General features: G+C 45.8%; 11 protein-coding genes. 4 read left to right on the top strand and 7 right to left on the bottom strand.

Annotated elements, in window-relative coordinates:
* Positions 1–393 precede the first annotated feature (393 nt).
* On the bottom strand, positions 394–984 hold the full coding sequence (locus tag QUA54_RS29915; RefSeq protein WP_333418159.1) for a hypothetical protein: 591 nt from the start codon (positions 982–984) through the stop codon (positions 394–396).
* Between the two features lie 237 nt (positions 985–1,221).
* Positions 1,222–1,611 carry a DUF1830 domain-containing protein gene (locus QUA54_RS29910; protein ID WP_333418157.1) on the bottom strand — a complete coding sequence of 130 codons (390 nt, stop codon included), beginning with the start codon at positions 1,609–1,611 and terminating at the stop codon, positions 1,222–1,224.
* 376 nt (positions 1,612–1,987) lie between these two features.
* Between QUA54_RS29910 and QUA54_RS29905 the strand changes: the two genes are divergently transcribed.
* The gene (locus QUA54_RS29905) at positions 1,988–3,568 is read left to right on the top strand and encodes a photosystem II high light acclimation radical SAM protein (RefSeq protein WP_333418155.1); all 1,581 of its coding nucleotides are present in this window, start codon (positions 1,988–1,990) and stop codon (positions 3,566–3,568) included.
* A gap of 606 nt (positions 3,569–4,174) precedes the next feature.
* Positions 4,175–4,645: a hypothetical protein gene (locus tag QUA54_RS29900; protein WP_333418153.1), complete on the top strand. Its 471-nt coding sequence runs from the start codon at positions 4,175–4,177 to the stop codon at positions 4,643–4,645.
* A gap of 133 nt (positions 4,646–4,778) precedes the next feature.
* Here QUA54_RS29900 and QUA54_RS29895 read toward each other — a convergent pair whose 3' ends face one another.
* The 3 genes from QUA54_RS29895 to ntcA all read right to left on the bottom strand — a co-directional run bounded on the left by QUA54_RS29895 (position 4,779) and on the right by ntcA (position 7,645).
* Positions 4,779–5,174, bottom strand: a complete 396-nt coding sequence (locus tag QUA54_RS29895) for a pre-16S rRNA-processing nuclease YqgF (protein ID WP_333190677.1) — start codon at positions 5,172–5,174, stop codon at positions 4,779–4,781.
* Between the two features lie 36 nt (positions 5,175–5,210).
* The gene (locus QUA54_RS29890) at positions 5,211–6,902 is read right to left on the bottom strand and encodes a DUF3084 domain-containing protein (RefSeq protein WP_333418151.1); all 1,692 of its coding nucleotides are present in this window, start codon (positions 6,900–6,902) and stop codon (positions 5,211–5,213) included.
* Between the two features lie 77 nt (positions 6,903–6,979).
* Positions 6,980–7,645, bottom strand: a complete 666-nt coding sequence (gene ntcA / locus QUA54_RS29885) for a global nitrogen regulator NtcA (protein WP_006634020.1) — start codon at positions 7,643–7,645, stop codon at positions 6,980–6,982.
* A gap of 340 nt (positions 7,646–7,985) precedes the next feature.
* On the opposite strand from ntcA, the gene fabI reads away from it, so the two are divergent.
* Both fabI and hisB read left to right on the top strand, forming a co-directional pair.
* Complete coding sequence (fabI, locus tag QUA54_RS29880) at positions 7,986–8,762, top strand: enoyl-ACP reductase FabI (RefSeq protein ID WP_333418150.1); 777 nt, start codon at positions 7,986–7,988, stop codon at positions 8,760–8,762.
* A 207-nt stretch (positions 8,763–8,969) separates the two neighbouring features.
* Positions 8,970–9,608, top strand: a complete 639-nt coding sequence (gene hisB, locus QUA54_RS29875) for an imidazoleglycerol-phosphate dehydratase HisB (protein WP_333190729.1) — start codon at positions 8,970–8,972, stop codon at positions 9,606–9,608.
* A gap of 45 nt (positions 9,609–9,653) precedes the next feature.
* Here hisB and QUA54_RS29870 read toward each other — a convergent pair whose 3' ends face one another.
* The gene (locus tag QUA54_RS29870) at positions 9,654–10,604 is read right to left on the bottom strand and encodes a PmeII family type II restriction endonuclease (RefSeq protein WP_333418147.1); all 951 of its coding nucleotides are present in this window, start codon (positions 10,602–10,604) and stop codon (positions 9,654–9,656) included.
* A 34-nt stretch (positions 10,605–10,638) separates the two neighbouring features.
* On the bottom strand, positions 10,639–11,814 hold the full coding sequence (locus tag QUA54_RS29865; protein ID WP_333418146.1) for a DNA cytosine methyltransferase: 1,176 nt from the start codon (positions 11,812–11,814) through the stop codon (positions 10,639–10,641).
* Between the last annotated feature and the right edge of the window lie 164 nt (positions 11,815–11,978).

Genomic DNA, 11,978 nt, shown 5'->3' with positions numbered 1-11,978 from the left:
GACTCGAACTCATGCACTGGCTAATTTCATAAATTCCTTTTTTTGTCAACTCCTAATACTGAACCGACGCCCTAGTACCTGGGATATCATCGCCCACAAGGTGACTATCGGTGTGTAGATGCTTTGGTAGTAGGTGATCTTCTCCTTCGCTAGAAGCTCCTGGACTAACTCTTCTGGCAGCAGCTTCTCCGCCCGGTGAGGCAACCAGGGCAAAAATTGTTGTTTGAGAATGCACGCACGATTTGGCATTGCCGGGAGAGAGATATTTTGGTTTGTAAGGCAATTATCTATGTATATCTTGCCTTACAGATTTTTTTTGGCTCACTTTTTCAGTGCCATTGGAGTTTAGTCCTCACTACCAACTTTATAACGGTTATTGTACCGGAGATAATATTACAGATTACCTTTAAGCCCGATCGCCGTGACAATAGTCCACGCATCTACCAACAGCAGCAGCAGCGTACATAAAAGTAAAATAAGATACATCCAAGGCTGCGACAAAGGGCGGACATCTCTAGTATCAATACCTGTTTTTGCTTCCACCAAACCGACTAATTTACCAAACCCAGCCACTCGCATTGGCAACAAATAACCTTCACCCGAATGACTCAAAAAATAGTAAACTAAACCTCCTTGACCGGTCGATCGAGGTTTGAGAGCTTTTACCTCAGTCCAAGGTAGCGACCAACCCTTGCGAAAAAAACGCGGAAACCACTTGGGATATGTCACTTCAATCCCTTCCTCGCTCAAAATTACCCTTTCACTGAGCGCGCCGTACAGGCCCACAGCGCCGACAACAATTGCCGCCCAGAGTGCGGCCGGCGGAACGGGTGCTTTCGTTACTTCCGACAAAAACGGCAATGGAATTGTCAGCGCCGCGTACAAGCTCAAAAGCGTGATTCTAATCAGGGGAGAAAGCCTGAATATCGCCGGCTCAAATACTGGGGCAGAAGATGGGGAAGAGGCGATCGGTTGTGCTGACATGGCTGAAATTCGACAAGCTGTTTAATGATATTTTTGCACAGTTGTCGGACCCACCAACAAAACTCAGGGAAATACGAAAAACCGGATAATATTTGCAGTCGCGAGTTTCGATCTAAAATTCATTTCAGAAATTTTGATTCTTAAGTGTTGAGTTTTTATCACTTTGCTGAAGTTGGAATTTTGAGCGCGGAGTTATCAATTCACTGACAATTTATAACTCAAAACTCACAACTCCGATTAATCGACGGCGGTTAGTGCCGGTACAGTCAAAGGTTCTGAGATTTCTCGGGATTTGGGGCGGCCGGCCATTGCTGTTCGATCGCCCTCAACTGCCTCTGGGGATCTGCTAGGATTAACCTTTGAATAGGGGCCTTCGTTAATCTGCAAGCGATCGCAAGGAATTTTATCCGACAAAATTGCACTGGCCATCATCCCGGTGTGAATTTCCAATGCTGCGGCCGGCATCGCTTCAAACACTAAGCGCTGTCCGGGAAACACCACTCGTTCAAAGTACCAGTTAGGAATGTTGGCGATGCGAGCAATCTGAATCTGGCTGGTGGCGTTGACGTAGCAGCACAGAATCTTGCTGTCGGTGTCTGAGGGTAGGGGGTCAAGAATTTGAGCCATAACTGCTGAGGGAGCCTTGCCTAAAAGTTTTAGTTATCTTCTCAGGCTAACACTAGGCGATCCCAGCCAACTGTAAAGCCGACTACCAACTCCCTAACACATTAGAGACAGATCGAACTTTAATTTATAATTTACTGGTATAAATATTGTTTTTTTGACCCCCAGGTGGGATATTCGGTCAATATACGCTGTATTTGCTTAAAAATTAGCTTTTTTTTGCTGCTGTCGCCGATCGACACCAACACGCTGGGCCTTGAGCCGAATAGAAAAATTTAAGAATATTTAATATCAAATTGCGAAAATTAGACCGATTGTAAAGTTATATTAAAAGAATATTAACATAGTAGAAAAAGTTCCAGTTTAGGATATGGCAATTATGGAAAGCCGAGAAAACCGAGTCCTGTACGTTCGCCTCCCTTGCAATCCGATTTTTCCGATCGGAGTTGTGTATCTTTCGGATCACGTACACAAGCTGTTTCCCGATGTCGAACAGCGCATTTTCGATTTAGGTGCGGTGCCCCCCCTTGATTTCGCTAAAGCTTTGGATGCCAGCATAGACGAGTTTAAGCCGACGCTGCTAGTTTTTTCTTGGCGGGACATTCAAATTTACGCCCCCGTGGGCGGCCGGGGCGGCAACCCGCTGCAAAATGCCTTCGAGTTTTACTACGCCCAAAATCTGCTGATCAAGTTCCGGGGAGCACTCGGAGGACTGCGTTTGGCCGTGTCTTACTATACCGAACTCTGGCGGAATTTGGGCCTGGTTAAGCGGGGATTGAAGCGGGCCCGGAAATACCGCCCGGAAGCTCGTGCAGTGGTCGGTGGCGGTGCTGTGAGCGTGTTTTACGAGCAGTTGGGGCGCAGTTTGCCGGCGGGAACAGTGGTTTCGGTGGGGGAAGGCGAAGCTTTGCTGGAGAAGTTGATTAAGGGCGAAGATTTGGCCGAGGAAAGATGTTATGTGGTGGGAGAAACCGTGCCGCGCGCGAAGCTAATTCACGAAAAGCCAGCCAACATTGAGAAAACTGCCTGCGATTACAACTACATCGAAACGATTTGGCCGGAATTTTCATATTATCTACAAGATATGGACTTCTACGTCGGAGTCCAAACCAAGCGCGGCTGTCCTCACAATTGCTGTTACTGCATTTATACGGTGATTGAAGGAAAACAAGTGCGGATCAATCCGGCGGATGAGGTGGTGGCGGAGATTCGGCAATTGTACGATCGAGGTATCCGCAATTTCTGGTTTACCGACGCTCAATTTATCCCTGCACGCAAATTCATCGATGATGCGATCGAATTATTGCAAAAAATCATCGCCGCCGGCATGACTGACATACACTGGGCTGCTTACATCCGTGCGGATAATCTCACACCAGAGTTGTGCGATTTGATGGTAAAAACGGGGATGAATTACTTTGAAATCGGCATCACCAGCGGTTCCCAGGAACTGGTTCGCAAAATGCGGATGGGCTACAACTTGCGAGTAGTTTTGGAAAATTGTCGCGATTTAAAAGCAGCCGGTTACAACGATGTGGTTTCCGTGAATTACTCATTTAACGTCATTGATGAAACCTTTGAAACCATCCGGCAAACTATTGCTTATCACCGAGAATTAGAGCGCATTTTCGGAGCCGATAAAGTAGAACCAGCTATTTTCTTTATCGGCTTGCAGCCGCACACTATTTTAGAAGAATACGCCTTTAAAAAGGATATTCTGCAACCGGGTTACGATCCGATGAGTTTGATGCCTTGGACAGCGCGCAAGTTGCTGTGGAATCCCGAGCCTTTGGGTTCGTTTTTCGGGCAAATTTGTTTAGAAGCTTGGCAGCGTAATTCCAATGATTTCGGCCGCGAAGTGATGGCTATTTTGGAGGAAAAACTCGGCTGTGCGGATTTGGAAGAGGCATTAACCGCCCCTGTGGAAATCAAAGACAAACAGTTGGCAGCAGTTAATTAATTACCAAGTTCGCAGTCAGGACGACGGTTATTAAAAAAATGGGAAATGGAGAAAGAATGTATCTTCTGTTTCCCTTTTTTTTATTCACTAAATAGCTAAGCGCCAATCAACATTACCGTGTAACTGAGTCAATCGATTTGAGATTTGAGATTTGAGATTTGAGATTTGAGATTTGAAGCATTGACCCCACGGATAAATTCGGGGGCTCCTTTATCAGATACAGGTTTTTTATTTCTCCACGGATGAATCCGGGGGCTTGTATCCTAGATGCTTTCGGTCAGTTCGCGATCGCAGGGGAGACGAGAAACCGGGTTTCTAGGAAAATCAAAGGTTTAGTAACGAGAAATATATGAAGAAACCCGGTTTCTCAGATCGGCGCGAACAAGTCATAAAATCTTAAAAATCTCCTCAATGCAAGAGATTGCTTTCCTTCGATCGCATTGACATACTTGTGTATTTTCACTGGTGTAAGGTAGACAGTTCGCACCTTACTTAAACCGACGGTGTACCGTGTTCCTGCATCTTTCACCTCTGATATTAAATATTATTAATATCCAGAAAGATCGCTTAAGATGTAATTATATAGTTAAAACCAGGAGTGACAAGATGTTTGATAAAGATAGATTTAAGGGCATTAAAGGAGTAGTTCTAGTTATGGCTGGCATTAGTGCGATTCCCTTCGGGATAGCTTCGCTTCACGGCTTTTTGACCGCTTCAGCACAAGCAACTGCACTAAATGAACCGATTGGGAAGGTTCTGGCGATCGCACCGAAGACTTTGGGCAATGATCGACCGCTGCAAATTGCTCAAGTTGAGGGATGTCCGAGGGCAGAAATGGTGCAATCTTTCGCAACGCCCAACTTTTCTATATACATTTGCAAAACCCAGGAAGGCGATATTTTTTACCGCGGCCTCAGCAAAATAAATGGCACCCAAATCAATGTCATGCAAGTAACTACAGGTGACGACGGAACTTATGAAGCGACTAACGGCAATATTATCTATTCGATTAACCCCCAACGGCTGCAAGTCCGGCAGAATGGTAAGGTAATTTTGACCGAAGGTGTTATCAAGTAGCACTAATTGTGATTCAACGATCGATCCTCTAAATTTAGGGTGTATTTTATTTCAGTGAAAAATTCAAGACCAGCAAAAATATATTGATTCCTTAATAATCAAAGAGAATCAGTGGTAACGGTTATAAAATTGACTAACTTTTATTCAAATACCTCTCAATCAGGACGATCGCCACAATATCGTCCACCGGTCTCGGCGGCGTCCGCATTCCCTTTGGAATCAAGCGGTCGAGTCCCGTCGGAGGGTACATTTGCCAGTAGCGTTCCTTGGCTTCCAAACTGCTGTACCTCTCGTCCACCCGAACAATTTTGAGCGCAGGCGACAAACTCTGCGTCAATTTTTGTTTCCAACTTTTAGAAGTCGTTTGATCTCCGAGCACCAACAACTCAATTGAAAACTGTTCGCACAGAGATTGAATAGTCGAAATTGCACTCTCGGAGGGTACAACTTCATGGTAGGAAACATTGTTATCTGTACTCATGACGGCGATACCGCACTTGTCTTTACCTGGATCGAAACCTAAAATCATAGTCAGTTACCAATTACCACTTACCAGTTACCAAATTTATTTTTTAATTTTCAAGTCTCCTTGGCCTTGATTCTGTTGTCCGGTGCGGAAAACAACGGCTCCGTTTTCACGAGCAACTAAATCTATTTTAAGCGGGCCGGCGATGTAAGTGACATCTGCGGCGATCGCCTGAACATCCACCGGTTTCTCGTACTGCTGCAATCGCTCGATAAAATTAGCTAAAGTTTCAACCCGATTGTCGGCCACTTGGACTCTACCGCCGACAACGCCGATCAGGCGAGCGCGAAATTGACAAGCTTCTATCAATTGCAGCAACTGCTGCCGCACCTGTTCGTCGGTCAAAGTCACCGGATCGACAGCAACCCCTGCAATCACATCTCCAGCCCGGAACACAACTCGATTGATTTCTGCTTCTGCAAATACCTTAATTACCTTTTCTTGCCGCAGGTAATTAGCGCCGGCGACAATCCGCACCACGTAGTCTTGCCCGTCTTTAATCTGACTAATTAGTTGATCGATTTCTGCTTTAGTAATTTGAATAACCTGGTCTCTAACCTTCCTATTTTCCGGCTGCATGAGTCCGACGGTGGTTTTATTTGCTTCTCGCAAAAGTCGATCGATCGCGCCACTTGCCATACCGGGTTCGATAATGCGAACGACGCCAGCAGCTAAAATTTGACCGCGCCTGATGGCAACTGTACCCTCGCGGATTGCCTGAAAGTCCCGTTCCAAAACTTGCACTTGCTGCTGCAAGACAGTTTGTTGCTGTTCGAGTTGGGCTTGTTGCTGTGCCAAGGTTTCTAATAGTGCTTCCCTCTCGGCAATTACTTTGTCGCGATCGACAATAGTTCGATCGCGCTCGGCGAGGTTTTGCACCCGCTGGGCAATTTCCTTGTCTCGCTGGGCAATTAGTTCGTTGCGATCGACAATTTCTGCGTCTCGCTTGGCAATTTCTCGCTCTCGCTTGGCAATTTCTGCGTCTCGCTGGGCAATTTGAGCTTTTACCTGCTCTCGCTGCTCGATTAACTGTTGGCGCTCCTCTTGCAGTTGGGCGATTTCCGAGCCTAAAGTCGTTTTTTGAGCAGAAACAGTTTTCAATTGGTTCTCAGTGCGATCGAGCTGAGCTTTTGTAGTCGATCGGATCGTTTCAACCAGTTTCAATTGTTCTTCGGTGCGGGATTTAGCTGCTTCCACGCTGCTAAGCTGTTCTTCTGTCTTAGATTTAGCCGCTTCTACCTGACTTAACTGCTGTTCAGTTTTAGACTTGGCTGCTTGCACGCTGTTGAGCTGAGCTCGCAGCGAGTTTAATTTTGTTTGCGTCCGAGCTTGCTCGGCATTAGCTGTTTGGAGGGATTGATTAATTTGCTCTAAATTGGCTCTAGCTTGCGCTTGAGCGGCTCTGGCTTGAGTTAATTCAGTTTCAACTCGATTTTTTTCTTGAGTGGTTTGGTTGAGTTCTCTGCGGGCGTTGTTAAGTCTTTTTTGAATCTCGTCTATTCTAAAAACTCCCGTTCGCAGCGGCTTGCTAGTAGCAAACAAAATGCCCAGAGTAAGTGCTGACAGGATGCTGCCGGCCATCACTGTCACAACAACAGCAGTATCGCGGGGGCGAAGCTTGAACAAGCTCAACCTTGCCTTGCCGACTTTCGTCCCAAGACGATCGCTGACAGTGGCGATCACACCCCCCAACACTAAAATTACAAATACCAGGATGTATCCAGCAGTCATTCCGATTTTAGATTTTGGATTTTGGATTTTGGATTGAATCTAAAATCCAAAATCCAAAATCCGATACTTTCTCGGCATCAAGTGAATTGCTGGCTTAAGGCCACCGGGTTGTGGACTGTGATCTTTTTCTTGTGGATCGAGATCATTGTTTCTTGCCTGAGATCCCCCAGCAAACGAGTCACCGTTACCCGTGTCGAGCCGATCGCTTCGGCGATGGCCTGGTGGGACAGCTTCAAATCAATCGTAATCCCCTCTGTACCGGGTACGCCAAAGTCCCGGCACAGAATCAGCAAAAAGCTGACGAGTCTCGAACCCATATCTCGATGGGCCAGCGTTTCGATCATCATCTCGGTTTGCAAAATCCGAGACGACAGTCCCCGCAGCATCACCATCGACAGTTCCGGGTCTTCCTTGAGCGCTTTCTCGACTTGTTCGATCGGCAGCGAGATCAATTCCACCGGCGTAAAGGCTACCGCGTGGTAAAACCTGTCCGATCGGTGTCCCGTAATCAGAGACAGCACGCCAAATACGCTATTTTCGCGCAGGAGGGCGACTGTAATTTCTTCCCCTGCTTCGTAAACCCTGGAGAGCTTCACAGCACCTCTAATGAGAACGTAGACGCGCTCAGCCGGGTCTCCAGGGAAAAAAATTGTCTTGCCCCGTTCAAAGGTTTCCACAATGGGTGGAAACGCCCCGCCGCTGATTTGGCGGAACACGGCTGCTAGCGGTCTATCATGCGTCACGACTAGATCCTTTGTACTAATCAATACTTTATAACTTGCCGATTAAGCTTATTGAGTAAATATACTTCCTAACCTCCAATATGCAAGGATTCTGTTACTTCCATCTAATGTTAAGGTAAACACACGCTGTATGATTAAATCTAGCCCTTCTCTTAACTTTTTCAATTCCGCCTCCATGTAGCTCCACAGCAAAATTAATATCAATTGTGTCTCAATTGTGTCTCACTTGTGTCTCAATTGTGTCTGAATCAGTTAAATCTGAATCAGTTGTGTCTAAACTGGCGGGGTTGTCGCATAGAGCCAATGAGAACGGTGCAAGTTGCTTCTAGAAGAAATACAGATGATAGATTTGACCGGAAAAAATGCTCTTGTTACGGGCATTGCCAACAATCGCTCGATCGCCTGGGGCATCGCTCAGCAGCTCCACAAAGCTGGGGCCAATCTCGGCATAACTTTTTTGAAGGACGAGAAAGGCAAGCACGAGCGCAAAGTCGCTGAACTGGTGGAACCGCTCAATCCCAGTCTGTATGTGCCCTGCAATGTCCAAGACGAGAGCGAAATTGAGTCTACTTTTCAAACCATCGCCGACAAGTGGGGCAAGTTAGATATCCTGATCCACTGTCTGGCTTTTGCCGGCAAGGACGAGTTGTCGGGAGATTTCACCAACACTTCGCGCCAAGGTTTCTCCAATGCTTTAGATATTAGCGCTTACTCGCTGGTGCGGCTTTGTGCTGCTGCTAAACCCCTGATGGCCGAGGGCGGCAGTATTGTGACCCTGACTTATTTGGGCGGCGTCCGGGTAGTTCCTAATTATAATGTGATGGGAATTGCTAAGGCGGCTTTGGAAATGAATGTTCGCTATCTAGCTGCTGAACTGGGCCCGTTAAATATTCGGGTAAATGCGATTTCTTCAGGCCCAATTCGGACTCTTGCTTCCTCAGCAGTTGGGGGTATTCTGGACATGATCCACCACGTTGAGGAAGTGTCGCCGCTGCGGCGGACGGTGACTCAGCAGGAAGTGGGAAATGCTGCGGCTTTTCTGTGCAGCAATCTCGCTAGCGGAATTACGGGTCAAGTTTTGTATGTCGATGCCGGTTACGAAATCATGGGAATGTAACGGTAGTCGAGAGTTTTGAGTTATGTAGGGGCGGGTTTAGACAATAAACTTTTACTTTAACAAGTAAGTTTTATTCAACAACCGCCCCTTTCGATAGTTTTGAGTTTGGCATAATTCTCTTAACTAAACACTTGAGAATCAGCGCCGATCAAGCTCTAATCTTCAATTACTAATTATCAATAACTAATGAATGACCAATTGCGAATTATGGAGATAATCGATCGCCCTTCTGTGCCTCCTGCAACTTCAGTTCAACCAGGTAGGGCCGCCTTAGTGAAACGCACGACACTGGAAACGGATGTCACGGCCAGCCTCAATCTCGACGGTGTGGGAACTTGCAAGGCGTCTACGGGGATTCCGTTTTTAGACCATATGTTGCACCAGATTGCTTCTCACGGATTGATCGATTTGGACGTGCAGGCGATCGGGGATTTGGAGATTGACGACCACCACACGAACGAGGATGTGGGAATTACCTTAGGCCAAGCGCTAGCAAAAGCTGTCGGGGATCGATCGGGCATTTCTCGTTTCGGACATTTCATCGCCCCTCTCGATGAAGCTTTAATTGAGGTAGTGCTAGATTTTTCGGGACGGCCTCACTTAAGTTACGGCTTGGAAATTCCCAATCAGCGGATCGGCACTTACGATACCGAATTAGTGAGAGAGTTTTTTTCGGCGGTGGTGAACCACACTCAGATGACACTGCACATTCGACAGTTGCAGGGGGGCAATTCTCATCACATTGTCGAAGCGGCGTTTAAAGCATTTGCGCGAGCTCTGCGGATGGCGGTAGAAATCGATCCCCGGCGCGCCAGTCGAATTCCGAGTTCTAAAGGAGTTTTGTAGTATGGGGCTTGTAGTAGCGTTTGGGCGCTACTACGAACCTGTAAATCAAAATATATCTGCTATATAGTTAAAAACACCTTGACTTCCCTCGCCGTATTTTCCGATAAATTCAGCGATTAGTCTATCGCTACACCTTTCTATAGCTTCATCAATAGAACTTTGTGCTAAAACTTGACGAGCCGACTGACGCAAAACTTCAAACAGATTCACAGTATAGCGAGTATCTTCACTGACAAAATCCCACAGTTCTCGACCAATTAAAGTGATCATTTCCGAATCGGGCAAAATTTGCTTGAGCAAACCAAGTGTTACAGTTTTATTAGTTCTTTTACCGTAAGCTATACCAATATAAGCGCGATCGCCCTCGTTAATTTTTTCCTCAATTTTGGCAGCCCAATATACTATCTGGTCTTTATCCATATCATTTGGGCCGCTTTTCACCTGTATCCAGCATTTCTCGCCATCACTGGTAGTTTTAATTGCGTCCCATCCTGACTTGCCCGGTGGACTTTCTGCACTTTCAGAGCAAGATATCAATAGTTTTTGAATAAAAAATCCCATTGAAGTGACAATAGACCTAGTAGCAGTCATATAAACATTGAGCCTGACAACTTCTTCGGGAGTGTCCAGATTTAATGCCCTAATTAAAAATGGGTTGGGATGAATTTTCCCTAAAGTCAGATTTTCAACCATAACTAGCTGTCGCCCAGTAAAATCTCGACAAATGCTGGCTAAAAAATTTTCAGCGATCGTAAGTTGCAGCGACAGCTTGCCTGAAGATATAAATGCTAAAATGCGTTCAATCTCATCGGGAGTAAATCTGAGCGCTCTTTTGCCTGATATGCTGCTGATGCCGTTTCTGAGTGTTGCGGCTTCTAAGTTAAAAAATTCTTCTAACTCCGCAAAATGACTGGCGAAAGAGCGAGACTTGCTGGCAGGCAATCCTATTTCTTTTTCTAAGACAAATGCTAATAATTCATGAAGTTGCTCTGACACTTTTATTTCTCCTCAACTCTATTTTAAATATTAGTTAACTGAAAAGAGAAAGCTGTTGACTTATTTCTCTTCCTCTAACTCGATCGCCCTTAATTACCTGACAAAGGTATTGACCTATCGCCTCTCCCAATAATACCGGAACTGCATTCCCAATTTGCCGATATTTAGAAGCAGTTGAGCCATAAAAAACCCAATCGTCTGGAAACGTTTGAATTCGGGCGCACTCTTTTACACTCAAAGGACGCAATTCATCGGGATGACACATATCTGTAGCCTTTTGATGAGGACTCGTTGTGACAGTAGGCGACGGTTTCTCCCACGCTAAGCGTCGATAAAAACCAACTTTACCGCCTTCAGATTTATAAGCTCCTCCCATTGCTTCTTGCTTTAATTCGCTGGGTAAATCCCTCCAGTTTTGACCTGCTGTTAACAGGCGCAAATACTTGAGGCGACTTTCTGAGTAAGGGACAAATTCGGGCTGAGAATCTACTAAATCTTTTAATCCTTCTCTAAGCGTCAGCCATTTGGGTTTTTTACCAATACCTTTTTGACTGTAATTTGGAAGCGGCAAAGTAACTAAATCATTACCTTTATAACCAATAAAAATTACTCTTTCTCTAACTTGAGGAACGCCGTAATCAGCAGTATTGAGCAAATCATACACAACTTCATAACCAATGCGTTTCATTTCTGCCAAAATCACTTGTAAAGCTGCACCGGGCATCTCATCAGCTTCTAACTGGGGGCAACCTAAACCTCTGCGATCGTGAGGTCGATGTCGAATCGGAGCTGACAGCAATCCCTTAACATTTTCCATGATAAAAAAGCGCGGTTTGATTTCGTCAACAATGCGTATGAACTCCATAAATAAGCTACCGCGCGGATCGCCAACAGACCCCCGTTTTCCGGCTGTGCTGAAGGGTTGGCACGGGGGGCCACCAGTCACTAAATCTACTTCATCAGCGCGCAGAGGGCGCTCTAAACCTAAGATTTGTCCGCCTTCTTGTAATAGAGTTTGGGCGCTGACTTCGCTAATATCTCTCGGTACAGCAGATGGGGATAAATGAGGACGATTTAGAGAGATTGTTTTGGTAGCATCAGGTTCGATTTCTACTAAACTTACTGTCTGAAGTCCTGCTTTTTCTAGACCTAAATCTAAACCGTAGGCTCCAGTAAAGAGGCTAATAGTTATCGGTTTGTTGTTAATCATATGTTTTAGCCTCAAGAACAGGTTGGATAATTTCTCAAAATTAAGTTTATGAGAACTTCTTTTAATGAACCGCAGAGGACGCAGAGGAAGAAAAGAGAGAGAATATAAGACAACATAGGACTTACGCAGAACCTCTGTATGTAGGGTGCGCAGTGCGCACCTTA

This window comes from Microcoleus sp. MOSTC5 (assembly GCF_036701825.1).
In the GTDB taxonomy this organism is placed as follows: Bacteria; Cyanobacteriota; Cyanobacteriia; order Cyanobacteriales; family Microcoleaceae; genus Microcoleus; species Microcoleus asticus.
Note: the sequence above shows the minus strand (reverse complement) of the source record. Positions and strands in the feature narration are given on the sequence as shown.